The 22,824-nt window shown below is 72.8% G+C and carries 21 protein-coding genes and 1 pseudogene; 13 read left to right on the top strand and 9 right to left on the bottom strand.

Going from position 1 to position 22,824, the window contains the following annotated elements; translation table 11 throughout:
• Positions 1 to 169: 169 nt before the first annotated feature.
• Together HCJ93_RS29400 and HCJ93_RS10975 are read left to right on the top strand one after the other, a co-directional pair.
• Positions 170 to 418, top strand: coding sequence for an SCO4848 family membrane protein (locus HCJ93_RS29400; RefSeq protein ID WP_309141373.1), 249 nt, complete (start codon positions 170 to 172; stop codon positions 416 to 418).
• A gap of 24 nt (positions 419 to 442) precedes the next feature.
• Complete coding sequence (locus HCJ93_RS10975; RefSeq protein WP_167993613.1) at positions 443 to 1,759, top strand: metallophosphoesterase; 1,317 nt, start codon at positions 443 to 445, stop codon at positions 1,757 to 1,759.
• A gap of 171 nt (positions 1,760 to 1,930) precedes the next feature.
• On the opposite strand, the gene HCJ93_RS10970 is transcribed toward HCJ93_RS10975, so the two are convergent.
• From HCJ93_RS10970 to HCJ93_RS10950, 5 genes are all read right to left on the bottom strand, one after another.
• Positions 1,931 to 2,707, bottom strand: a complete 777-nt coding sequence (locus tag HCJ93_RS10970; protein WP_167993611.1) for a succinate dehydrogenase iron-sulfur subunit — start codon at positions 2,705 to 2,707, stop codon at positions 1,931 to 1,933.
• Positions 2,707 to 4,461 (bottom strand): succinate dehydrogenase flavoprotein subunit, encoded by a 1,755-nt coding sequence (gene sdhA / locus HCJ93_RS10965; protein ID WP_167993609.1) that lies wholly within the window; start codon positions 4,459 to 4,461, stop codon positions 2,707 to 2,709. The genes HCJ93_RS10970 and sdhA overlap by 1 nt, the downstream gene beginning before the upstream one ends.
• Before the next feature lie 19 nt (positions 4,462 to 4,480).
• Positions 4,481 to 4,963: a succinate dehydrogenase hydrophobic membrane anchor subunit gene (locus HCJ93_RS10960; protein ID WP_167993607.1), complete on the bottom strand. Its 483-nt coding sequence runs from the start codon at positions 4,961 to 4,963 to the stop codon at positions 4,481 to 4,483.
• Between the two features lie 5 nt (positions 4,964 to 4,968).
• A complete protein-coding gene (sdhC, locus tag HCJ93_RS10955) occupies positions 4,969 to 5,349 on the bottom strand; it encodes a succinate dehydrogenase, cytochrome b556 subunit (RefSeq protein ID WP_167993605.1) in 381 nt (126 codons plus the stop codon).
• Positions 5,350 to 5,559: 210 nt separating this feature from the next.
• Positions 5,560 to 6,063 (bottom strand): 2-oxo-4-hydroxy-4-carboxy-5-ureidoimidazoline decarboxylase, encoded by a 504-nt coding sequence (locus tag HCJ93_RS10950; protein ID WP_309141378.1) that lies wholly within the window; start codon positions 6,061 to 6,063, stop codon positions 5,560 to 5,562.
• 196 nt (positions 6,064 to 6,259) lie between these two features.
• On the opposite strand from HCJ93_RS10950, the gene HCJ93_RS10945 reads away from it, so the two are divergent.
• The 8 genes and pseudogenes from HCJ93_RS10945 to HCJ93_RS10910 all read left to right on the top strand — a co-directional run bounded on the left by HCJ93_RS10945 (position 6,260) and on the right by HCJ93_RS10910 (position 13,964).
• Complete coding sequence (locus tag HCJ93_RS10945; protein WP_167993603.1) at positions 6,260 to 7,972, top strand: beta-N-acetylhexosaminidase; 1,713 nt, start codon at positions 6,260 to 6,262, stop codon at positions 7,970 to 7,972.
• A 140-nt stretch (positions 7,973 to 8,112) separates the two neighbouring features.
• Positions 8,113 to 8,619 (top strand): annotated as a pseudogene (locus tag HCJ93_RS10940) (hypothetical protein).
• Between the two features lie 106 nt (positions 8,620 to 8,725).
• Positions 8,726 to 9,286, top strand: a complete 561-nt coding sequence (locus HCJ93_RS10935) for a hypothetical protein (RefSeq protein ID WP_167993601.1) — start codon at positions 8,726 to 8,728, stop codon at positions 9,284 to 9,286.
• A 156-nt stretch (positions 9,287 to 9,442) separates the two neighbouring features.
• Complete coding sequence (locus HCJ93_RS10930; RefSeq protein ID WP_167993599.1) at positions 9,443 to 9,859, top strand: hypothetical protein; 417 nt, start codon at positions 9,443 to 9,445, stop codon at positions 9,857 to 9,859.
• Positions 9,860 to 10,101: 242 nt separating this feature from the next.
• The gene (locus HCJ93_RS10925; RefSeq protein ID WP_167993597.1) at positions 10,102 to 10,719 is read left to right on the top strand and encodes an RNA polymerase sigma factor; all 618 of its coding nucleotides are present in this window, start codon (positions 10,102 to 10,104) and stop codon (positions 10,717 to 10,719) included.
• A gap of 144 nt (positions 10,720 to 10,863) precedes the next feature.
• A complete protein-coding gene (locus tag HCJ93_RS10920) occupies positions 10,864 to 11,760 on the top strand; it encodes a hypothetical protein (RefSeq protein WP_167993595.1) in 897 nt (298 codons plus the stop codon).
• A 417-nt stretch (positions 11,761 to 12,177) separates the two neighbouring features.
• Complete coding sequence (locus HCJ93_RS10915) at positions 12,178 to 12,852, top strand: RNA polymerase sigma factor (protein ID WP_167993593.1); 675 nt, start codon at positions 12,178 to 12,180, stop codon at positions 12,850 to 12,852.
• A complete protein-coding gene (locus HCJ93_RS10910; protein WP_167993591.1) occupies positions 12,852 to 13,964 on the top strand; it encodes a hypothetical protein in 1,113 nt (370 codons plus the stop codon). Before HCJ93_RS10915 ends, HCJ93_RS10910 begins: the two co-directional genes overlap by 1 nt.
• A gap of 465 nt (positions 13,965 to 14,429) precedes the next feature.
• Here HCJ93_RS10910 and HCJ93_RS10905 read toward each other — a convergent pair whose 3' ends face one another.
• A complete protein-coding gene (locus tag HCJ93_RS10905) occupies positions 14,430 to 15,344 on the bottom strand; it encodes a L,D-transpeptidase family protein (protein WP_167993589.1) in 915 nt (304 codons plus the stop codon).
• Positions 15,345 to 15,513: 169 nt separating this feature from the next.
• On the opposite strand from HCJ93_RS10905, the gene HCJ93_RS10900 reads away from it, so the two are divergent.
• On the top strand, positions 15,514 to 17,094 hold the full coding sequence (locus tag HCJ93_RS10900; RefSeq protein WP_167993588.1) for an acyl-CoA mutase large subunit family protein: 1,581 nt from the start codon (positions 15,514 to 15,516) through the stop codon (positions 17,092 to 17,094).
• 146 nt (positions 17,095 to 17,240) lie between these two features.
• On the top strand, positions 17,241 to 17,897 hold the full coding sequence (leuE, locus tag HCJ93_RS10895; RefSeq protein WP_167993586.1) for a leucine efflux protein LeuE: 657 nt from the start codon (positions 17,241 to 17,243) through the stop codon (positions 17,895 to 17,897).
• An 89-nt stretch (positions 17,898 to 17,986) separates the two neighbouring features.
• On the opposite strand, the gene HCJ93_RS10890 is transcribed toward leuE, so the two are convergent.
• Positions 17,987 to 19,432 carry an FAD-dependent monooxygenase gene (locus HCJ93_RS10890; protein WP_167993584.1) on the bottom strand — a complete coding sequence of 482 codons (1,446 nt, stop codon included), beginning with the start codon at positions 19,430 to 19,432 and terminating at the stop codon, positions 17,987 to 17,989.
• Positions 19,433 to 19,504: 72 nt separating this feature from the next.
• On the opposite strand from HCJ93_RS10890, the gene HCJ93_RS10885 reads away from it, so the two are divergent.
• The gene (locus tag HCJ93_RS10885) at positions 19,505 to 20,161 is read left to right on the top strand and encodes a TetR/AcrR family transcriptional regulator C-terminal domain-containing protein (protein ID WP_167993582.1); all 657 of its coding nucleotides are present in this window, start codon (positions 19,505 to 19,507) and stop codon (positions 20,159 to 20,161) included.
• A 45-nt stretch (positions 20,162 to 20,206) separates the two neighbouring features.
• On the opposite strand, the gene HCJ93_RS10880 is transcribed toward HCJ93_RS10885, so the two are convergent.
• Positions 20,207 to 21,640 (bottom strand): polysialyltransferase family glycosyltransferase, encoded by a 1,434-nt coding sequence (locus HCJ93_RS10880; protein WP_240967545.1) that lies wholly within the window; start codon positions 21,638 to 21,640, stop codon positions 20,207 to 20,209.
• The gene (locus HCJ93_RS10875; protein ID WP_167993580.1) at positions 21,637 to 22,617 is read right to left on the bottom strand and encodes a glycosyltransferase family 2 protein; all 981 of its coding nucleotides are present in this window, start codon (positions 22,615 to 22,617) and stop codon (positions 21,637 to 21,639) included. Before HCJ93_RS10875 ends, HCJ93_RS10880 begins: the two co-directional genes overlap by 4 nt.
• Positions 22,618 to 22,824: the final 207 nt, after the last annotated feature.

Genomic DNA, 22,824 nt, shown 5'->3' with positions numbered 1-22,824 from the left:
CGGAAACGTACCTGCCGCCCCCGCCGCCGTCCCCACCCGGGCCCCACCCCGGGCGAGGAACCCGGCCCGCCCCGGCGATACTGGACGCATGCTGTGCACATCCGGGGGACACCCTCCGGACCCCCGGGCGACCGAGGGTGCCCGGCGCTGTGACGAAAGGTCTTCTCTGGTGAAACTCAGCCGCCCCGTGTCCTGGTTCCTGCTCGCCTTCGGGGTGTGGAGCTGGGTCATCTGGATCACTTTCGTCAGAAACCTGGTCAAGGACAGCAGCGGTCTGGCCTTCGACGGCGGCGAGCCCACGGCGTACTTCTGGGTGCACCTGCTGCTGGCCGTCGTCTCCTTCGTATTGGGGACGGTGATCGGGGTCATCGGGTTGCGCGGACTGCGCGCACTGAGCCGGACGTCACCGACGTCCTGACCGGAAACAGGGGAACTGGACGCCATGGCCGTCGTGTTCGTGCTCATCGTGCTGCTCGTGCTGGCCGTCCTGGTGACGGGCAACTGGTACGTGTGGCGCCGCCTGTTCCGGGACACCACCAGCGGTCCGGGTGCGGTGCGCCGCGCGGGCGCGGTGGCGATCGCCGGCGGCTGGGCCCTGACCGTCGGCGCGCTGGTCGCCGAGCGGGCCGGGGCCCCGTTCCGGCTCCAGCAGACCCTGGCCTGGCCCGGCTTCCTGTGGCTGGCCCTCTCCCTGTACCTGCTCCTCGCCGTCCTGGCGGGCGAACTCGTACGGCCCGTGCTGCGCAGGGTGCTGGAGCGCCGGGCGCGTCGGCGGGCGGCCGTACCGGCGCCCGCGCCGGAGCCCGCCTCGATACCGGCAGGCACCGCCCCGGCCCCCGCGGGGGAGGCCGACGACCCGGACGCCCCGGACAGCGCGGCCGGCTCCGGCGACTCCGCCGAAGCGGGCACCGCGGCCTCCGGCACCCCCGCCGGCCCGTCCCGCCGCCTGTTCGTCTCCCGGGTCGTCGGCGGGGCCGCCGCTGCCGCCGCCGTGGCCACCGTCGGCTACGGCACGTACGGCGTTCTGCGCGGCCCGAAGGTGAAGCGGATCACCGTGCCGCTCGCCAAACTGCCCCGCGCCGCCCACGGTTACCGGATCGCTGTGGTCAGCGACATCCATCTGGGACCGCTGCTCGGGCGCGGCTTCGCGCAGAAGGTCGTCGACACCATCAACGCCACCCAGCCCGACCTGATCGCCGTCGTCGGTGACCTGGTGGACGGCAGCGTGAAGGACCTCGGCCCGGCCGCCGCACCCCTCGCCCGGCTCAGGGCACGCCACGGCGCCTTCTTCGTCACCGGCAACCACGAGTACTTCTCCGGCGCCGAGCAGTGGGTCGAGGAGGTCCGCAGGCTCGGCCTGCGCCCGCTGGAGAACGCCCGCACGGAACTGCCGCACTTCGACCTCGCAGGCGTCAACGACGTGGCCGGCGAGGACGAGGGCCAGGGCCCCGACTTCGCCCGCGCCCTCGGCGACCGGGACCGCGGGCGTGCCTGCGTGCTGCTCGCCCATCAGCCGGTGCAGATCCACGAGGCCGTCGACCACGGCGTCGACCTCCAGCTCTCCGGCCACACCCACGGCGGCCAGCTGTGGCCCGGCAACCTCGTCGCCTCCGGCGCCAACCCCACCCTGGCCGGACTGGAGCGCTACGGCGACACCCAGCTGTACGTCACCCGGGGCGCCGGTGCCTGGGGGCCGCCCACCCGCGTGGGCGCCCCCTCCGACATCACGGTCGTCGAACTGGCCTCCCGCCGGGCCTGACAGCACGGGGGAAGCAACGGCAGGCACACGGACTCGCGGCGGTCCGAGCGGCAGCGGCCCGGCCGTCGCCGGTACCGGTTCCGCTCGGTCCCGGCCCTCGGTGCGCCTGTGCGAAAGGGCCCCGTCTCCCGAAGAAGGACGGGGCCCTTTCGGAGCCATGGTGCCGTCGGCTCAGTAGCGGCGGGTGATCAGGGCTCGCTTGACCTCGGCGATGGCCTTGGTGACCTCGATACCGCGCGGGCAGGCGTCCGTGCAGTTGAAGGTCGTGCGGCAGCGCCACACGCCGTCGCGGTCGTTGAGGATCTCCAGGCGCTGCTCGCCCGCCTCGTCACGCGAGTCGAAGATGAAGCGGTGCGCGTTGACGATGGCGGCCGGGCCGAAGTACTGGCCGTCGTTCCAGAACACCGGGCAGGAGGTGGTGCAGGCCGCGCACAGGATGCACTTGGTCGTGTCGTCGAAGCGCTCGCGGTCCTCGGCGGACTGCAGACGCTCGCGCGTCGGCTCGTTGGTGTCCTTCGTGATCAGGAAGGGCATCACGTCCCGGTACGCCTGGAAGAACGGTTCCATGTCCACGACCAGGTCCTTCAGGACCGTCAGGCCCTTGATGGGCTCGATCGTGATCGGCTTCTCCGGGTTGATGTCCTTGATCAGCGTCTTGCACGCCAGACGGTTCTTGCCGTTGATCCGCATGGCGTCGGAGCCGCAGATGCCGTGGGCGCAGGAGCGGCGGAAGGTCAGCGTGCCGTCCAGATCCCACTTGATCTTGTGCAGACCGTCGAGGACCCGCTCCTTGGGGTCGATCTCGAACTGGAAGTCCTCCCAGGTCGCCTCCGCCGAGACCTCCGGGTTGAACCGGCGGACCCGGAAGGTGACCGTGATGTACGGGGACTCGGCGGAAGAGGGCCCGGGCGCGCCGGCCGCGTCCTTGTCCAGAACAGGGGTAGCCATCAGTACTTACGCTCCATCGGCTGGTAGCGGGTCTGGACGACCGGCTTGTAGTCCAGACGGACGGTCTCGGTGCCGTCGGCGCCGACCTCGCGGTACGCCATGGTGTGGCGCATGAAGTTGACGTCGTCGCGGTTCGGGTAGTCCTCGCGGTAGTGACCGCCGCGCGACTCCTTGCGGGCGAGGGCGGACACCGCCATGACCTCGGCGAGGTCCAGCAGGTTGCCCAGCTCGATCGCTTCCAGCAGGTCCGTGTTGAACCGCTTGCCCTTGTCCTGGATGGCGACGTTCTTGTAGCGCTCGCGCAGCTCGGCGATCTTCTCGACCGCCGTCTTGATGGTCTGCTCGGTGCGGAACACCATCACATTGGCGTCCATGGTCTCCTGCAGCTCCCGGCGGAGCTGGGCGACCCGCTCGTTGCCGGTGGAGGTGCGCAGCCGCTCGATCTGCTCGGCGACGAAGGACTCCGGGTTCTCCGGCAGCTCCACGAAGTCGGCGCTCTGCGCGTACTCGGCCGCCGCGATACCGGCCCGCTTGCCGAACACGTTGATGTCCAGCAGCGAGTTGGTGCCCAGGCGGTTGGCGCCGTGCACGGAGACGCAGGCGACCTCACCGGCCGCGTACAGGCCGGGGACGACGGTGGTGTTGTCCGCCAGCACCTCGCCCTGGACGTTGGTCGGGATGCCGCCCATGGCGTAGTGCGCGGTCGGCTGGATCGGGATCGGGTCCGTGTAGGGCTCGATGCCGAGGTAGGTGCGCGCGAACTCGGTGATGTCCGGCAGCTTGGCGTCCAGCTGCTCCGGCGGCAGGTGGGTGAGGTCCAGGTAGACGTGGTCGCCCTCGGGACCGCAGCCGCGGCCCTCGCGGATCTCCGTGTAGATGGAGCGGGAGACGACGTCGCGGGAGGCGAGGTCCTTCATGACCGGCGCGTACTTCTCCATGAAGCGCTCGCCGTCCTTGTTGCGGAGGATGCCGCCCTCACCGCGGGCGCCCTCCGTGAGCAGGATGCCCATGCGCCAGATGCCGGTCGGGTGGAACTGGAAGAACTCCATGTCCTCCAGCGGGATGCCCCGCCGGTACACGGCCGCCTGGCCGTCACCGGTCAGGGTGTGCGCGTTGGAGGTCACCTTGAAGAACTTGCCGCAGCCGCCGGAGGCGTAGATCACGGACTTCGCCTGGAAGATGTGGATCTCGCCGGTGGCCAGCTCGTAGGCCACCACGCCGGCGGACCGCTTGATGCCGTCCGTCTCGGTGATCAGCTGGTCCAGGACGTAGAACTCGTTGAAGAACTCCACGCCCTCCTTGACGCAGTTCTGGTACAGCGTCTGGAGGATCATGTGGCCGGTGCGGTCGGCCGCGTAGCAGGAGCGGCGGACCGGGGCCTCGCCGTGGTTGCGGCTGTGACCGCCGAAGCGACGCTGGTCGATGGTGCCGTTCGGGGTGCGGTTGAACGGCAGGCCCATCTTCTCCAGGTCGAGGACGGAGTCGATGGCCTCCTTCGCCAGGATCTCGGCGGCGTCCTGGTCGACCAGGTAGTCACCGCCCTTGACCGTGTCGAAGGTGTGCCACTCCCAGTTGTCCTCCTCCACGTTGGCCAGCGCGGCGGCCATGCCGCCCTGCGCGGCGCCGGTGTGGGAGCGGGTGGGGTAGAGCTTGGTCAGGACAGCGGTGCGGCTGCGCTTGGTCGCCTCGATGGCGGCACGCATACCGGCGCCACCGGCGCCGACGATGACGGTGTCGTACTTGTGGATCTTCATGATTCTCGCAGCCCCGTGCCTAGCGGATGTTCGGGTCGAAGGTGAAGATCACCAGCGTGCCCAGCAGGATGGTGAACACCGTGGCGGTGTAGAGCAGGCCCTTGAGCCACAGCCGGGTGTTCGGCCGCTCGGCGTAGTCGTTGATGACCGTGCGCAGGCCGTTGGCGCCGTGCAGCATCGCGAGCCACAGCATCAGCAGGTCCCAGACCTGCCAGAACGGCGAGGCCCAGCGGCCCGCCACGAAGGCGAAGCCGATCTTGGACACGCCGCCGTCCAGCACCAGCTGGATCAGCAGGTGGCCGATGACCAGGACGACCAGCACCACACCGGACAGGCGCATGAAGAGCCAGGCGGCCATCTCGAAGTTGCCGCGGGTGGTCTTCGGGGTCTTCTTCGTCCGCTTGCGCGGGGGCTCGATGACCGGCGCCGGGTTGTCGACGGAGTAGAGGGACTCGCCCTCGACGGGGCCGATGCCGGAGGCGGAGGTTTCAGTCGTGGACATTGGCGTCAGCTCCCGAACAGTTCACGAGCGGCGTGGCCGAGGACGGGGTAGATCGCCCCCAGCATCAGCACGACCCACACGGCGACGACGGTCCAGAGCATCTGCTTCTGGTACCGGGCCCCCTTGATCCAGAAGTCGACGGCGATCACACGCAGGCCGTTGAGCGCGTGGAAGAGGATGGCGGCGACGAGGCCGTACTCCAGCAGCGCGACGATCGGCGTCTTGTACGTGGCCACGACCTTGTCGTAGGCCTCCGGGGACACCCGCACGAGAGCGGTGTCCAGCACGTGAACGAACAGGAAGAAGAAAATGAGGACGCCGGTGACTCGGTGAGCCACCCAGGACCACATTCCTTCCCGGCCGCGGTACAGCGTTCCAGCCGGCACGGAAGTTTCCTCCGGGAGCGGGGATTGGGGCCGCGCCGGCTTGTCTGTCGGTCGGGCCCGGCCGGGTACGGTCCACCGGCCCCCAGCATCGTAGCCATCCGTCGGCGCGGCGCTCAGCGGGGGTCGGCGGGTGTGATCAAAGTGGCACGCTTCTGGGCTAGGGGAGCGGCTTGCGGGACGGTATGGACGGATTTGCGCCGGGCGTGGGCGTCAGCGGCTGGTCGCGCAGTCCCCGGCGCCCTTGAGGCAGCGGCGCAGACGGCCCCGGGCCAGGCGGCGTAGCTGCTCCGCGGCCACCAGGCGCTCCTCCTCGGGATCGTTGGCCAATCGTGACCGGATGTCGGCGAGGACCCGGTCCAGGCGCTCCTCGGCGGGTACCTCGTCCAGACAGATGACGAACGCATGTCCGAATCGTGCCTCGTAGGCCGCCTGTGCGGCGTTCAGGGCCGTGTGGGCGGCCGAGTAGGTGTCCTCCGGGAGGTCCGGCAGGGACTCGGCGGCCAGTGCCTCGGCGAGGTCGGCCGCGCCCAGGTCGTAGGCGGCCTCGTCGGCGGCGGCCAGCAGGGCGTCCGCGTCCGGGTAGGGGCGGTGGCCGGCGACGAGGCGGGCCCAGGTGCGGCTGTGCAGGCAGGCCAGAAGGGTGCGTTCCGCGATCTCGGGCGGGGCCGTGTTGAACAGGGTCAGCGGCGACGCGCCGCGGGACTGACCGGGTATGGCGACACGGCCGGGGAGGTCTGGGAGACGGTGCGCAGGCAGCGTGAGTCCTCGTGGGTGTCGCGTGTGGATCCGGTGGATGGTGTGAGGGTTGTGACATCACGTTATCGAGTGAGTCCACGAGGTGTCCGACCGATGCCCGAAATTCACTCGCACGGGAGAGTTTCAGAACAGCTCGGCGACGCCTGTCACCCGGATGGGCCTTAGGTTGGGCGGTGTGAGTCAGCACAGGCAGCAGGGGCAGCACCGGCGACGGACCACCGTGCAGCGGATCAAGCAGCGACGGGTGGCGGTGGTGGCGCTGACCGCCGCCGCGCTGGTCGCCGGTACCGGCGTCGGCCTCGGACTGTGGGCCTCCTCCGGTGACGACGGCGCCGCCGAGGGACCGGCCTCCGCCTCCGCCGGCGAGCGCCCCGAGGACTCCGGCGAGGCCGCGGGGACCACGCCCGGCGACCGCCCCAGCCCGAGCCCCACCCGCTCCTACCCGCTGTCCAAGGCGCCCCGCACCATACCCGCGGTCCGCGAGCACACCGCCGAACGCGGCCCCGGCTGGCGCCCGGCGCGCGGACACCGGGTGGTCGTGGACGACCCGGCCCTCGCCGACGAGGGCCGGCTGATAGCCGGCGAGCTGGGCCTGACCTACGCGGGGGAGAAGGACGACGAGAAGACCGGCGACGTGCGCCTGGTGCTCAACCGCGACGCCGGGGCGAACCCCGAGTCCTACACCATGACCGTGCGCGGCGGCCGGGTGACGGTCAGCGGCCCCGGCGAGGCCGGCGTCTTCTACGGCACCCGCACCCTCAAGCAGGCCGTCAAGGGCGCCGGCACCGCCCCCGAGGGCGTCGTGCGCGACGCACCCGCCAAGCCGCGGCGCGGGCTGTCGCTGGACATCGCCCGCAAGCACTACACCGCCGACTGGATCGAGGACCGGATACGCGAGCTCGGCGACCTGAAGTTCAACGAGCTGGGGCTGCACTTCTCCGACGACCAGGGCTTCCGCATCGAGTCCGACTCGCACCCCGAGGTGGTGTCCCGGGAGCACCTCACCAAGGCGCAGGTGAAGCGGATCGTCGACCTCGCCAGGAGCCGGCACATCACCGTGGTGCCCGAGATCGACTCGCCCGGACACCTGGGCGCGGTCATCGCGGCCCACCCGGACCTGCAGCTGCGCAACGCCGGCGGCGGTGCCGTGCGCGGGGCCATCGACATCTCGAAGGAGAAGTCCGCACGGATCGTCGACGAGCTGCTCGAGGAGTACGCCGGGCTGTTCCCCGGCAGCCAGTGGCACCTCGGCGGCGACGAGTACCAGGCCCTGGTGGTCTCCGACCCCGAGGCGTCCTTCCCGGGCCTGGCCGCCGCCGCGCGCGAGCGGTACGGCCCCGGCGCCACCGTCGAGGACCTGACCACCGGCTGGCTCAACGACCGCGCCGCCACCGTCCGCGCCAAGGGCCGCACCCCGCGCGCCTGGAACGACGGCTTCTTCCGCGGCGGCTCGGTGAAGGCCGCCAAGGACATCCAGGTCGCCTACTGGACCGGCAAGGAGATCGGCGCCCGGCAGCCCGTGGAGTACCTCGCCGAGGGCCGCAAGGTCGTCAACTACAACGACGAGTTCCTCTACTACGTCCTCGGCGAGCCGCTGACCTTCACCTACCCGACCGGGCAGCGCATCTACGAGCAGTGGACGCCGCGGGTGCTGCGCGGCACCACCGCCGTCCCCGAGCGCTACGACGCCCAGATACTCGGCGGCTCCTTCGCCATCTGGGGCGACCTGCCCCGCGCCCAGACCCAGGAGCAGGTCGCGGCCGGCATCCGGCTGCCGCTGCGGGCCACCGTCCAGAAGCTGTGGGACCCCGGCCGGCCGGAGCTGTCCTGGAACGAGTTCCGCGAGCTGGCCGGCCAGGTCGGCTGACCCCCGGGGTCCGCGGGCCCGCCGGTCCCGCACCCCCGCACCCCGTACGGGCGGATTGCCGCATCCGCCTGCGAACTGCCGTACGACTGTGGTGGTGTTCTGCTGAGCCGGAACCGAAACACCAGGGGGAACACCGACACATGGGCTTTTGGGGGTATTTCGTCGTGGGCCGCGCGGAGCGGCCGCTCGCCGGACTGGACGCGCTGTCCGGTGCCGCCCAGGGCATGACCCTGCGCACCTCGGCACCGGGCGGCTGGCAGGTGTGGGAGTACCCGAGCTCCGGAGCCGACATCGGGAACATGAACGACCTCGCCCGGGAGACCGGCGCGCCCGCGCTGTTCGGCTACGTCATGGACAGCGACTGCGTGGTGGTGGAGGCCGCCGCCCCCTAGAGCGGCGCCTGGACCACCTGCCTCGCCCGCTCCGCCATGGCCCGCCGCATCGCCGGCGGCGAGGAGGAACTCACCGTCGACGACTACTTCCTGGAACCCCGCGACGCCGCGGCGCGGGCCGTCGACTGGGCCGCCGAGGCGGGCCACACGGTGTCCGCCGACGACCTGGTGGAAGTGCTGTCCGCCGACCCCGACCCGGTGGCCGAAAACCTCTTCTTCCGGCTGCTCGACCGGCTCGGCGTGGTGCCCGAGTGACACTACTGGGCCGTCGCACGCAGTAAGGGGAAATGCGGGCTCCGTGAGGAAGACGGCCCGCCGGGGCCTCGCCAGGGGTCCGGGAAACCCGCTGAGGGAGGCGTGGATGAGCCTGGTGGAACGGATCGCACAGGCCGACGAGCTCGGGCTGGCCGTGAGTGGGTTGGCTTGTTTGGATCGGTGCGTACCCCTGCTGGGCGGTGACGACGAGGTGCTGCGCCCGCTCTGGGCGGGCCTCTCCGTGGACGCCGACCCGGGTGACTGGCCGGAGCAGCTGGCCAGGGTGCGCGACACGTTCGACCAGTGCGGCGGCGACGAGGCCGTCACCCTCGCCCACCGCATGCTGGAGGCCGCCCCGGCCGAGCGCTCGGCCGGGGACCTGCGGCCCTGGGCCGACGCAAGCTCCGTCGCCGCCCTGCGCATCCACCGCCTCCTCGACGGCGCCGACCCCGCCGAGGACCCCGCCGACGCCGTCGACGCGCCCCGCGAGGGCCGCACCGACGGCATGTCGCCGCTCGTCGCCGCCGAACTGCGCCGCCAGGTCACCGTCCTGGAGGTCCTCTCCGTGCACGGCCCGGCCGGGCTGCGCCGCGCCCTGGAGGTCACCACCGAGGGTCGCCGCGTCCTGCGCGCCGCCCTCTCCCGCCGCAGCCGCCGCGACGGTTAGACGCCTTGCTTCCGGAGCCGTGCGAACGTCCCTCCCGCGGCCGTCTGTGACAGCCGTGCGGCGAAGCTGGGGCGGACCTGCGCCGATCCGGCGCCGGTTGCGGGAACACGCCCGAAAACCGGTGACGGAACACGCTGCCGCCGCGCTCTTGCTCATGTGACGACTGCGACGAACACGACGACCCAGCAGCACACCGCCCGGCCCGGCGCCGCCGCCAGACCCGTCCGGTGGGCGGCCGACGCGGTGGCCGCGATGCGCGAGGGAGCACGGCTGCGGCTCGACTACTCGGCCCGCAGCCTGTGGAGCGTCGACCGGATGATCGAGGGCATACGCCGCGAGTCCGCCCCGTACGCCGCCGTGGAGACGGTGCTGCGCGGCTTCGGGGCCTACGCCGGTGAGGTGATCGTCCGTCAGACCGGCGGCGAGTGGTGGGCCTCGGGTGGCGACCACTGGGTGCGCACCCCGGACGGCCGCCTGTGGGACCCCATCGATGAGGCCCGCCGCTGCTACACCGGCGACGGCTCCCTGCGCCTGCTCTGCCGCGACGCCACCCGCGGGGCCCCGAGGCGCTGAGCGCGGCGCGCACCTCGGGCGGCATGGCCCCCGAGACCTCCGGAATCTCCGGAACCTTCGGAGGCTACGGAACCTCCGGAACTTCCGGAGCCTCGCGGCCGGGACCGCCCGCCCGGCCCCGTCACGGCTCCGCTGTGACACTTGCCGGCGGCCCGGCGCTGTTGACCGTGGAGGACGCACGCGAGAACGACCGTGCCGAACGGTGCGGAGTCGCTACGAACCGGTACGGACGAGGACAGTTCTTGGGCCAGGCAGGCGAACCCCGCCGCGTGCAGGCGCACGACGGGGAACTGGGCGCGGCCGTCGCGCGGGCCCAGGAGGGTGACGAGGCCGCCTTCGCGGTCGCCTACCGCCTCGTACAGCCGGGACTCCTCGGCTACCTGCGCGGACTGGTCGGCGAGGACGCCGAGGACGTCGCCTCCGACGCCTGGCTGGAGATAGCCCGGGACCTCGGCCGCTTCCGGGGCGACGGGGCCGGCTTCCGCGGCTGGACGGCGACCATCGCCCGGCACCGTGCCCTCGACCACCTGCGGCGGCAGCGCGTACGGCCCCAGGGCACCGCGCTGGACCAGGACCTGCTGGACCTGCCCGGCCCGCACAGCACCCACGACCAGGTGCTGGAGTCGCTGTCCACCGAGCACGCCCTGCGGCTGATCCGCTCCCTGCCCCGCGACCAGGCCGAGGCGGTGCTGCTGCGGGTCGTCGTCGGCCTCGACGGCAACGCCGCGGCCCGCGTCCTCGGCAAGCGGCCCGGCGCGGTGCGCACCGCCGCCCACCGGGGCCTGAAGCGCCTGGCGAAGGAACTCGGCGCGACGGGTGTGGCGGAGGACGGGCGCCGCACGCTGGGGGAGTCGAAGTGAGAGGGCCCGGTCCCGGCGCCGCCGGGACGGCGCGGCGGATGAGACGGCCGGGACCGAGGAGCCGTACGTACGGGCGCGGACCCGCGGCCGGGACACAGGACACGTCGGACCGGTCGCGCAACCGGACGGGAACGGACAGCGGACATGGGTGAACGGCACAGCGGCCAGACGTTTTCGGGCCGTCGGCACGCCGACGGCCGCACCGGCGTCTTCGACGAGGCCGCCCCCGAGTGCGACGAGGCCGCCCTCGAGCAGCACCTGGCCGCCGCCGTCCGCCGGTCCGCCCCGTCGGACCCCGCCGAGGCCGAGCAGCGCGCCCTCGCCGCCTTCCGCGCCGCCCGCGACAGCGGAGCACACCGGGCGCGCACCCGGCGCCGCGACGACTGGCGCCCACGCCGGCGGCGGCTCGGCGGCCACTCGGTGAAGGCCCTGCTCGGCGTTGTGCTCGGCGGCCTCACTCTCAGCGGTGTCGCCGTCGCGGGCATAGGCGCCCCCGGATCCGGTCAGGACGCCCCGGCCGGCCGCGACCGGGCCACCATCCCCTCCTCGCCCCGCTCGTCCGCCCCGCCCACCGGCCGCCCGGCACCCGGAGCCGCGGCCGGCGGGACGTCCGACACCTCCCGCCCCGCCCCCGCCCGGGACACCGAGGCCCACTGCCGCGCCCACGAGAGGATCCGGGACCGGGGCGAGGTACTGAAGTCCCCCGCCTGGCAGCGCCTGTTGACCGCGACGCACGGCACGGACAACGCCGACGCCCCCTGCGCCGGGCTGACCGGGAAGCGGGCCGCCGGGCCCTCCGGGGACGCGAAGTCCTCCGAGAGCGCGGGATCCTCCGAGGGCGCCGGAGGCGCGGACATCCCGGACGCCGCGGGTCCCGCGGAAGAGGTGAGCACTCCGCAGATCCCGGAGAAGCGGCCCACACGTCCCGCCGGGGACGCGACCGGCACCGGGAACCTGCCCGCCCCCGGCCGGGGCGGCGGAAGCGAGGACGAGAGCGACGACCGGGGCGGTCCCGTCCGGCAGGCCGGTGGGACCCCGTAACCTACACACCCGTAACCTGAGCGGGTCACCAGGCGGAACGGCCGTGCGGCGCCGGGCGTGTCCGTGTGGCGGCGGTGTGCCATGGCCAGTGCAACGGCCGGGGCCGCCACCCCCCACAGGAGAGGCCCCGGCCGTCGCGCGGCACGGACCGCGCGGCGGCCCGTACTTCCTACAGCGCCGGGGGTGCGTTTTCTGTCACACCCCGCTGTGTCACGGGTCAGTTGCATCCTGGACAGACATGGACGGCGAGTGGTTTCAGGTCGTAACGTGCCTTTCGCGCCATCGTGGCGGGTGCAGGACCACCGCGACCACCTGCGGTTCTGACGCCGCGACGACCGCACGACCAGATGAGGAAAGACAACGGCGAGCGACCCGGTCCGCGTAAGCGGCGCCGGTTGGGGCGCAGAAGGGCCTGCGGTGCTGGGGGACGACGCGGAGCTGACCGCCGCGGTGCGTGCGGCACAGGACGGGGACGAGACCGCGTTCCGGACTGTGTACCGCGCCGTGCATCCGCGGCTGCTGGGATACGTGAGGACCCTCGTCGGCGAACCCGACGCCGAGGACGTGACCTCCGAGGCCTGGCTGCAGATAGCCCGCGACCTGGACCGGTTCAGCGGTGACGCGGACCGCTTCCGCGGCTGGGCCGCCCGGATCGCCCGCAACCGCGCCCTCGACCACATACGCATGCGCGGCCGGCGCCCCGCCATCGGCGGCGACGAGACCGAGCTGGCCGGGCGGGCCGCCGAGTCGGACACCGCGGGCGAGGCCATCGAGGCCCTGGCCACCGACGGGACCTTCTCCCTGATCTCCCGGCTGCCGCAGGACCAGGCCGAGGCGGTGGTGCTGCGCGTGGTCGTGGGCCTCGACGCGAAGACCGCCGCAGAGACGCTCGGCAAGCGGCCCGGCGCCGTCCGCACCGCCGCCCACCGGGGCCTGAAACGGCTGGCGGACATGATCGGCGACGACCCGGAGACGCATCCGGAATCCGCCGGGGTGCTCGACGCCCTGCCGCCGCAGCGAGAACCGCAGCGGCGTGCGGTGACGTCCGCGAGTGTGACGCATATGCGAGCGCGGACGCAGAAGGACATGTGATGGCCGACGAGCAGCACAGGTGGCTGGACCGCGACACGGCGGAGCGCTTGCTGAGCGGTCTGCCGCCCGAAGCCGCCGATCCGGCTGCCCGGGAGCAGGCCGAACGGCTCGCCCGGACCCTCGGTGCGCTCGCTCCGCCCCCGCTGACCTGCGAAGAACTTCCCGGCGAGGCCGCGGCCCTGGCCGCCTTCCGCAAGGCGCGCGAGGAGCGGGAGGCCCGGTTCGAGACGGCCGGCGCCGGACGCGCCGCCGGCACCCGCACCCTGGAGGCGGGGCTGGTCCGGCTCGGCGGTTCGCGCCCCGATGCAACCGCAACCGTTCGCCGGCCGCGCTGGACCCGCCCGGTGCGCCTGGCGCTGGCCGCCGCGATGGCCACAGGCATGGTCGGCGGGGCCGCGGCCCTGGCCGGAACCGGAGCCTTCCCCGGCCCGGTGGGCGACCCCGGCTCCGATCCGGCCGCCTCCGTGACGGCAAGCGCCACCCCGGGTGAACGCCCGTTGGTGACGCCCCCGCCGGAGAAGGGCACGGGCGGCGGAGCCACCCTGGACGAGGACCGCGGGAAGCCCTCCGCCGGAGCCGGCCCGGCACGCCCCGGCGGACCCGCCGCCTCCGACGACAAGCACCCGCACAAGGGTGCCCCACCGGCGCCCGGCCAGGGTCCGAAGGGCCCGGGGTCGCATGCGGGCCGGGGCTGGAAGGAGATCGTCGCCGCCTGCCGCGCGCTGCGCGACGACCGTCCCCTCGGCGGCGAGCGGCGCCGCCTGCTGGAGAACGCGGCCGGTGACTCGGCCCGTGTCAGCCCTTACTGCAAGGGTGTGCTGGCCGCGGCGGGTTATGCCGCCAAGCTCCGCGACGGCGACCAGGACTCCCGCGAGCACGCGGACTCCCGCGACCGCACGGACGACGGCGGCGACCCGGACAAGGAGGGCGACAAGCGCGGCAGCCACGCCGGACCCGGCGACGAGAAGCACCGGCACGTCGGCAAGCAGCGCCCCGACCGTCACACCCGCGTCGGCGACGCAGCGTCCGGCATTCGCCGCACCGCCCGCACCGGCCTCACCGTCCAGGCCGCCGGCACCGGAGTGACGGGCACGGTCTCACTGACCGTTTGACCCGCGGCACTGCCCGATCAGCCGCGGGCACGGCCGGGTTCCGCGTCCGGCCCGGCCCGGGAGCTTGCCCGCCCCCGACCTCCCGCCCGGCCCGGGAGCCTGCCCGCCCCGACCTCCCGCCCGGCCCGCCCGGTGCCCGCCCGCCCCGGCGCCGGCCGGCCCCGGTGTCACCCGGTTCCTCGCTCCGCCCTCCGGTCCGCCGCCCCTCTGACCTGGGATTTTGTCAACGGCCAAAATTTTTTCGTTGAGGGTGTGACGTTTCTGGAGGCCGCGGCGCAGTAATGAGTGAGCCGACTGGTCATCGGCCGTCGCACAGAGCCGGGGTTCCCCCCGTACCTGCGGCTCGTGCATCGGCGCGGGCGGGACACGTTCCCCCGGTCCCGCCCGCGCCCCGAATCCCTCTCCGTCTTCCCGGACGCTTTTCCGGTCGTCCTCCCGGACGCCGCTCCGCCGCCGTGCCCGGTCTCACCGGTGCACGACGACCTTGTCACCCTTGCGCACCTGCCCGAACAGCCGGGCGATGGCCGCCTCGTCCCGTACGTTGACGCAGCCGTGCGAGGCACCGGCGTAGCCGCGGGCGGCGAAGTCGGCCGAGTAGTGCACCGCCTGGCCGCCGCTGAAGAACATCGCGTACGGCATCGGTGAGTCGTAGATCGTGGAGACGTGGTGCCGGGACTTCCAGTAGACGCGGAAGACTCCCTCGCGGGTCGGGGTGCCCCGGGAGCCGAAGCGCACCGGGAGGGTCATGAGGGTGCGCCCGTCGATCATCCAGCGCAGTGTCCGGCTCGACTTGCTGATGCACAGCACCCGCCCGGTCCGGCAGCGCGGGTCGGGCGCGTCGGCCGGCTGTCCGCCCATCAGATACAGCTCCCACTTGCCCGGCTCACGCGTCATCCGCTCCAGCCGCTGCCAGGTCGCCGTGTCGACGGACCCGGTGCGGGGCAGCCCTCGCTTGCCCTGGAAGCCCCGTACGGCCTTCTCCGTCGGCGCGTCGTAGCGGCCGGTCGGCCCGTGGAACAGCCAGGCCGCCTGGCGCAGCCGGGCCTGGAGCTCACGGACGTCGCGCCCGGTGTCACCGCGGGACCACAGCACCGTCGAGCGCGCGGCCCGCGGGGGCGCGGGCTTGTCCGGCGGGGATTTCTCCGGCGCGGACCGCGGCGGTGCGTGCCGGGGCGCCGCGGGCCGCTGCGACGGGCTCGCCCGTCCGCCGGCCGGCTTCTCCGTCCGGGGCTGCCCGGCCGCGGACGGCGTCCGGCTCGGCCAGTAGATCCGGATGGGGGCCTGCCCGCCTTCCTCGCCGGGCTGCACCGTGCACCCGACCGCCGCACAGAGCGACACCGCCGCAAGCGCCGAGACGGTGGCGCTCGTTCTCTTCCTCATGCCCGTCCTACGCACCGAAGCCCCTCGCCGTCTCACCGGGACATCACCTGGCCCTCGTCTGACAGATGTCTCCCCTGGCGTGAAGGGTTCCGAACAACGGGGCATGGTGGTGAGTGACCGAACGACATCCTTGCACCCATCAGCCACCGACCGGCGGGAGGCTCACACCATGGCGCGCGAGTCGGAGTCCGGACTGCCCATCGAGCCGGTGTACGGGCCGGGGGCGCTGGAGGGCTGGGATCCGGGGGAGAAGCTGGGTGAGCCGGGGTCGTACCCGTTCACCCGTGGGGTGTACCCGACGATGTACACCGCTCGGCCGTGGACGATGCGGCAGTACGCGGGGTTCGGCACGGCGGCGGAGTCGAACGCCCGGTACCGGGAGCTGATCGCGCACGGCACCACCGGGTTGTCGGTGGCGTTCGATCTGCCCACCCAGATGGGCCATGACTCGGATGCGCCGATCGCGCACGGCGAGGTCGGCAAGGTGGGGGTGGCGATCGACTCGGTCGAGGACATGCGGGTGCTGTTCTCCGGCATCCCGCTGGAGCGGGTCTCGACATCGATGACGATCAATGCGCCGGCCGCTGTCCTGCTGCTGCTGTATCAGCTGGTGGCCGAGGAGCAGGGGGCCGCTGCGGACCGGCTGACCGGCACCATTCAGAACGATGTGCTCAAGGAGTACATCGCGCGGGGGACGTACATCTTCCCGCCGAAGCCGTCGCTGCGGCTGACGGCGGACATCTTCCAGTACTGCCGGGCGGAGATGCCGCGCTGGAACACGATCTCGATCTCGGGCTATCACATGGCCGAGGCGGGGGCGTCGCCGGCGCAGGAGATCGCGTTCACGCTGGCGGACGGGATCGAGTATGTGCGTACGGCGGTGGCGGCGGGGATGGCGGTGGACGATTTCGCGCCGCGGCTGTCGTTCTTCTTCGTGGCGCGCACCACGCTGCTGGAGGAGGTGGCGAAGTTCCGTGCGGCGCGCCGGATCTGGGCGCGGGTGATGCGTGAGGAGTTCGGGGCGAGCGATCCGAAGTCGATGATGCTGCGGTTCCACACGCAGACGGCGGGGGTGCAGCTGACGGCGCAGCAGCCGGAGGTGAACCTGGTGCGGGTCGCGGTCCAGGGGCTGGCGGCGGTGCTGGGGGGCACGCAGTCGCTGCACACCAACGCGTTCGACGAGGCGATCGCGCTGCCGACGGAGAAGTCCGCGCGGCTGGCGCTGCGTACCCAGCAGGTGCTGGCGTACGAGACGGATGTGACCGCGACGGTCGATCCGTTCGCTGGCTCGTACGTGGTGGAGTCGATGACGGACGAGCTGGAGGCGGCGATCGTGGAGCTGATGGGGAAGGTGGAGGAGCTCGGCGGTGCCGTGAACGCGATCGAGCGCGGTTTCCAGAAGGGTGAGATCGAGCGCAACGCCTACCGGATCGCGCAGCAGACCGACAGCGGGGAGCGGGTCGTGGTCGGCGTCAACCGCTTCCAGCTCGACGAGGAGGAACCCTACGAGCCCCTGCGCGTAGACCCCGCCATCGAGGCCCGGCAAGCCGAACGCCTCGCCCGGCTGCGCGCCGAACGCGACCAGCGGGCGGTGGACGGCGCCCTGACCGCGCTGCAGAAGGCGGCGGAGGGCGAGGACAACGTGCTGTACCCGATGAAGGAGGCCCTCGCCGCCCGCGCCACCGTCGGCGAGGTGTGCAACGCCCTGCGCGAGATCTGGGGCACGTACGAGCCGAGCGACGTCTTCTGAGCCGGCCGTGGGCCCGTCGGCCTGAACACGGCCGGTCCGTCGGCCCGAGGCGGCTGCCGGTCCGTCGGCCCGGGGGCTCACACGGGGTGTCTCACCTGGCGAAAAGCCCGGGGTGACAGTCGTGTCTCCGTGCGACACTCCTGTCCATGTTCGGTGTGCACGATCTTCCCACCTACCTCGCAGGTCTCGTCCTGATCGTCCTGCTCCCCGGCCCCAACTCGCTGTACGTGCTCTCCGTGGCCGCCCGCAGGGGCGTGCGCACCGGCTATGCGGCGGCGGCCGGGGTCTTCACCGGGGACGCGGTCCTGATGACGCTGGCGGCCCTCGGCGCCGCCTCCGTGCTCAGTACGACCCCGCTGCTCTTCCTGGTGGTGAAGTACGCCGGTGCCGCCTACCTCGCCTGGATGGCGTACGGGATGCTGCGCTCGGCGTGGGCCATGTGGAAGGAGCGGGGCACCCCCGCCCAGCCGGCGGAGTCCCCCGCCGCCACGCCCGCCACCGACGAGCACCCCTACCGGCGCGCCCTGATCGTGTCGCTGCTCAACCCGAAGGCGATCCTCTTCCTGATCTCCTTCTTCGTGCAGTTCGTCGACCCCGGCTACCCCTACCCCGTGCTCTCCTTCGTGGTGCTCGGCGCGCTGCTCCAGACGGCGAGCTTCCTCTACCTCTCGCTGCTGATCTTCAGCGGCACCCGGCTGGCCGAGGCGTTCCGCCGCAGGCGGCGGCTGGCGGCGGGGGCCACCTCGGCCGCGGGCGCGCTGTTCCTCGGATTCGCGGCGAAGCTCTCCCTGGCGAGCGCGTAGCCGCTGCCGCTGAGAGGCGGTCAGCGGCGCGAGCTCCCCTCGGTGCTGCTTGCCGGTGCGGTGCCGGCAGCCGCTTCGGTGACGTCCGGTCAGCTCCGCGTCCGGGCCATGGGAGCCCGGAGCCCGATGGCCGCGAAGTACGCGTCCAGTCCGTCGGCCGTGTCCCCGGCCCAGCCGACATAGCCGTCCGGGCGGACCAGGAAGACGCCGGGGCCGTACGCCTCCGGGGCCGCGGGCAGGGTGCGCACCCACTCCGGTGCGCCGTCCGCCGGGCCGGCGCCCAGCAGCGTCCAGTGCGGCCCGCGGAACGCGTCGAAGAGGCGGACGCCGTCCACCGTGCCGTCGGGTGCGCGGTCTCCGGCGCGCACCGGGCCGGCGGTCGTGCGGGTCTCCCGGCTGAGCGACGAGTCCCGGTAGCCGAGCGCCAGTTGCCGGGTGGCCGCGCCCCGGCGCACCTCGCCGCGGTGGACGCCGGTGGTCAGGCGCAGCATGTCCGCCGCGATCCGGCGCCGCTCCTCCTCGTAGGTGTCGAGGAGGGCGGGGTCCGCCTCGCCCCGCAGCACGGCGCCGAGCTTCCAGCCCAGGTTGTAGGCGTCCTGGACGCTGGTGTTGAGGCCCTGCCCGCCGGCGGGGGAGTGCACATGGGCCGCGTCACCGGCGAGGAACACCCCGCCCGCGCGGAAGCGGTCGGCGAGCGCGGCGCGCGGACGGAAGTCGGACGCCCAGCGGACCTCGGTGACGTCCGAGGGGGAGAGGTGGGTGCGCTCGGCGACCACCCGCCGCACCCCCTCCGGTGAGAGGTCGACCAGGGTCCCCTCGGGGAAGCGGGCGACCAGCTGGAAGTCCTCCCCGGGCAGCGGGCACAGGGTGAGGAAGTCGCCGCTGTCCCCGTGCGGGGGGAAGATGTGCCAGTTGTCCCGGTCCAGGCCGGTCAGCCGCACGTCGGCGACCAGCATCGGGCTCGGCTCGATCTCCTCCCCGGTCATGCCGATGCCGAGTGCGCGGCGCACCGTCGACTGGCCCCCGTCGGCGGCGACCACGTACCGCGCGTGCACCTCCTCGCCGGAGGCGAAGCGCACCGTCACCCCGGACTCCGCGGCACCGCCGTCGCCGTCGCCGTCCAGCCGTACGCCCGTGACCTCACGCCCGAAGGCGACCCTGCCGCCCAGCTCCTCCAGGCGGGCCAGCAGGATCTCCTGCGTCCGCCACTGCGGCAGCATGCAGGGCTCCAGGTAGGGCGAGTCGCTCTCGCCGTCCTCCACCGGGTCGAACATGCGGTGCTCGCCCAGCCGCTCGCCGTCCCGCCAGATCATCCCGACGGGGTAGCCGCTGCCGGCCGCGCGGATCGCCTCCACGACCCCGAGGTCGTCGAAGACCTCCATGGTGCGCGGCTGGAAGCCCTTGCCGCGCGAGCCCGGGAACAGCCCCTGCCCCCGCTCCACCACCAGTGCGTCCACCCCGCGCCTGGCCAGGTCGATGCCGAGGGTGAGCCCGGTGGGGCCCGCACCCACGATCAGGACATCGGTGTCGTTCATGATCCCGCCTCCTTAACGGCGTTAAGTGACCTCCCCGCCGAGGATTGCCTTAACGGTGTTAAATTGTCAAGCGTGAGCACCGAACGACGCGCGCCCCTCGACCGCCGCAAGGTCGCCGACACGGCACTGAAACTGCTGAACGAGGTCGGCCTGAACGGCCTGACCCTGCGCGCCATCGCCAAGGAACTGGACGTCAAGGCACCGGCGCTGTACTGGCACTTCAAGGACAAGCAGGCCCTGCTGGACGAGATGGCCACGGAGATGTACCGCCGGATGATGGCCGGGGCCTCACTGGCCCCCGGCGACACCTGGCAGGAGCGGCTGCTCAAGGCCAACCGCGGACTGCGCGCCGCGCTGCTCGGCTACCGCGACGGCGCCAAGGTCTTCAGCGGCTCACGCTTCACCGCCCTGGTCCACGCCGAGGCGCAGGAGGACAATCTGCGCCTGCTCACCGGCGCCGGACTCACCCTCGCCCAGGCGGTCCGCGCGCTCACCACGACCTTCGTCTACACGCTGGGTTTCGTCACCGAGGAGCAGGGCGTCCAGCCACTGCCCGGCGAGCGCCGGGAGGGCTACGACCTGGAGGAACGCGCCCGCATGATGGCTGACTTCCCGCTGGCGGCCCAGGCCGGCGCGGAGCTGTTCGCCGACTTCGACCGGCACTTCGAGGAGGGGCTGGCACTGATCCTCGCGGGCATCGAGGCCAGCTACCGCCCGAAGCCCGCCTGACCCGCCACGCCGGCAGCAGCGTCGACGCGACCGCCGGCGCGAACGTCACCTTCGACGGCAGACACAGCCCCCGGTGCGGGGCGCCGGGTGATCAGGCTGGTCATGTACGGCTCCCCGCGGCCGTGAGCGGGCAGCCGCGCCCCGCCGGCGCCGCACCCTCCGCCGCAGCCGGCGCAGTCGTCGTGCCGCCCGCCGCACCGCAGGGCTGCGGCCCAGGAAGGCGAGCCGGGCCGGCACCCCGCCGGGCAGGCCCAGGGAGGCCAGCCGCTTCCGTCCGAAGTAGCGCCGCGTGCGGTCGTCGAGCCGTGTCGACAGATACCGCTCGGCGTCCTGCCGGAGCTGCGGCAGGATCCTCGGCTGCATGGCGAAGCCGACCGCCCGCACCAGCTGGCCGAGGTCCTCGGTGTCCAGGCCCCGGCGGCCCTCGGTCACCGCGGCACGGTCCGACAGCTCGGGCAGCAGGGCGTCGACGATGGTGACCGGCACCCGGTTTGAGTTCTCGAACGGCGTCAGCCGGTCCAGGAGCAGCTCGGTCCCGGCCCGCGCCACCGGCAGCCCGTACAGCTCGGAGGCGGTGATCAGGGCCGTGGAGAAGCAGCCGGTGACCAGTGCCGGACGCATCCGCTGGTACAGCACCTCGGCGAGCACGGGGGCGTCCAGCACCGTCAGTTCCGCGCCCAGCCGCTCCGCCTCCTCCTCGAGGAGCCGGCTGAACCGGGCCGGTGCGGTGGGATGCGGCTTGAACACCACCCGGCGGTGACCGAGCCGGACCACGCCCCTCAGCATCTCCGCGTGCAGCCGCTCCTCCTCCTCGGCGGAGAGGATGCCGAGCGCCGACAGGTACTGGCCGAGCAGCAGCGCGGGCCGCTCGGCCTCCGGCAACCGCACGTCGGTGCCGGCCAGTTCGGCCAGCACCTTGGTGAAGGCGGGCGCCGGCACCAGCTGCGCCGGGACGCCGAACTCGGTCAGCAGCAGCGGGCGCAGCCCCGGTACCAGGTCCAGATGCAGCAGCCGTTCCACCCGCGTGCCGACGAGCGGGTCCAGCTTGTTGCGGGTCGGCCCGTAGCTCATCAGGCCGTCCGCGTAGACCGTCAGGGGCGCGTCGGTGAAGATCCGCGCCAGTCCCAGCGCCGGGTTGACCTGGATCGACTCGACGGCCAGCGACACCTCGTCGTCGCCGAGGTCCCACGCCAGGCGCAGGAAGCGTTCCCACAGCGGGGCGTCCTCCGGGCGCGGCGACCAGCCGCCGGGATGGAACGGGAAGATCGTCCCGTTCCACGACACCACCTCGTCGAAGCGGCCGCGCAGCCGCTCGAACCCGGGCAGCTCGTCCACCGCCGGTGCCGTCTCCGGGACCGCCGCGTTGCTGGACACCAGCAGCAGCCGCCGTCCGGCCGGGGCGAAGCACCCGGCGTCCAGGGCGGCCGCCAGCGTGGCCGCGCCGTACAGCGTCGACGCCAGGAAGATCTGCGTGGTCATGCCGCCGCCCTCCCCGCCAGGGCCGGGCGACGCCGCAGCCGGCGCAGCCGGGCCGCCCGCTCCCGGTCCATCGACGCCAGCGCCTCGTCGAGCACGTCCTGCGGCATGCGGCGCAGCGCCGCCGCGCTCATCGCCTTCAGCTTCCGGGCCACGGGCGTCTCGAACTTCCCGATGGAAGCCAGATGATGGGCGATGATCGCGCAATAGGTGCGCACGGCCTTCGGCAGCAGCGCCGCCGCCTCCGCGTCCGCCGCGGTCTCGGCGATCACCTGGTCGAAGGCGCGGATGAAGTCCAGCTGCCGGGCGTCGCCGATCTGCGTCAGCGAGGAGGACACCCCGCGCCGGTAGAACACCCCGAGCAGGCCGGTCACCGCGAACGACTCCGCCTCGCGGTGCAGCCGCCAGATCCACGGCCGGTCCTCGGCGGTGCGCAGCCCGTCGGTGAAGTGCAGCAGCCCCCGGTCGGCCAGACGGCGGTGGTAGATGCCCGCCCAGGCGTAGGCGTAGTCCACCGAGGTGCTGCGGTGCGTGGGCAGGATGGCCGCGCGCGGCGAGAGCACCGCATTGCGGCGACCGTGCGGCACCCGCTGCACCGAGCGGGCCCGCGCCGTGCACCGCACATGGTCGGTGCGAACGAAGTCGCAGCCCAGCCTCTCGATCGCGGCGAGCAGCCGCGCGTAATAGCCGGGCGCCAGCCAGTCGTCGCCGTCCAGGAACGTCAGATACTCCCCGCGCGCCCGGTCGATTCCGGTATTCCGGGCCGCCGCGAGACCGCCGTTTCTCTCGTGCCGGACCAGTACCGCGCCCGGCAGTTCGCGTTCGCCGCGCGCGAGAAGGTCCGTGGTCCCGTCCGTGGAACAGTCGTCGACCAGAATGAATTCGAAGTCCTCGCGCGCGTTCCGGCGAAGACTGTGCAGGGCATCGGGGACGTATGGCCGCACGTTGTAGAACGGCACGATGACAGAGAGCTTCGGCACCCCGCAGACGTTAAGCGGCACTCCGGCATCCGTCCTGACCTGCACCTTGAACCGGGGTGAACGACGCATGGCGAAGTGGTGAACCGGTCGCTTCCGCGGCGGTGAGAATCCCCCGGCGGCTTTCCGGGCCGGGCGGATTCGCCATTCGGCGGCGCGCTGTTCACCCTTTGTTGGATTCCGGTTGGGCGGCTCCTCGGAATCCGCTCC

The sequence above is a fragment of the Streptomyces composti genome, from assembly GCF_012034205.1.
GTDB lineage: Bacteria > Actinomycetota > Actinomycetes > Streptomycetales > Streptomycetaceae > Streptomyces > Streptomyces composti.
This window is presented reverse-complemented; position numbering and strand designations above follow the sequence as displayed.

Bases quoted from the DNA above. Each gene is read 5' to 3' on its own strand.
- HCJ93_RS10935 (WP_167993601.1), top strand. From the start codon at position 8,726: ATGAGCCTGGTGGAACGGATCGCACAGGCCGACGAGCTCGGGCTGGCC.
- HCJ93_RS10945 (WP_167993603.1), top strand. From the start codon at position 6,260: ATGGGCCTTAGGTTGGGCGGTGTGAGTCAGCACAGGCAGCAGGGGCAG.
- HCJ93_RS10905 (WP_167993589.1), bottom strand. From the start codon at position 15,344: ATGAGGAAGAGAACGAGCGCCACCGTCTCGGCGCTTGCGGCGGTGTCG.
- HCJ93_RS10900 (WP_167993588.1), top strand. From the start codon at position 15,514: ATGGCGCGCGAGTCGGAGTCCGGACTGCCCATCGAGCCGGTGTACGGG.
- sdhA (WP_167993609.1), bottom strand. From the start codon at position 4,461: ATGAAGATCCACAAGTACGACACCGTCATCGTCGGCGCCGGTGGCGCC.
- leuE (WP_167993586.1), top strand. From the start codon at position 17,241: ATGTTCGGTGTGCACGATCTTCCCACCTACCTCGCAGGTCTCGTCCTG.
- HCJ93_RS10920 (WP_167993595.1), top strand. From the start codon at position 10,864: ATGGGTGAACGGCACAGCGGCCAGACGTTTTCGGGCCGTCGGCACGCC.
- HCJ93_RS10975 (WP_167993613.1), top strand. From the start codon at position 443: ATGGCCGTCGTGTTCGTGCTCATCGTGCTGCTCGTGCTGGCCGTCCTG.
- HCJ93_RS10960 (WP_167993607.1), bottom strand. From the start codon at position 4,963: ATGTCCACGACTGAAACCTCCGCCTCCGGCATCGGCCCCGTCGAGGGC.
- HCJ93_RS10910 (WP_167993591.1), top strand. From the start codon at position 12,852: ATGGCCGACGAGCAGCACAGGTGGCTGGACCGCGACACGGCGGAGCGC.
- HCJ93_RS10890 (WP_167993584.1), bottom strand. From the start codon at position 19,432: ATGAACGACACCGATGTCCTGATCGTGGGTGCGGGCCCCACCGGGCTC.
- HCJ93_RS10880 (WP_240967545.1), bottom strand. From the start codon at position 21,640: ATGACCACGCAGATCTTCCTGGCGTCGACGCTGTACGGCGCGGCCACG.
- HCJ93_RS10970 (WP_167993611.1), bottom strand. From the start codon at position 2,707: ATGGCTACCCCTGTTCTGGACAAGGACGCGGCCGGCGCGCCCGGGCCC.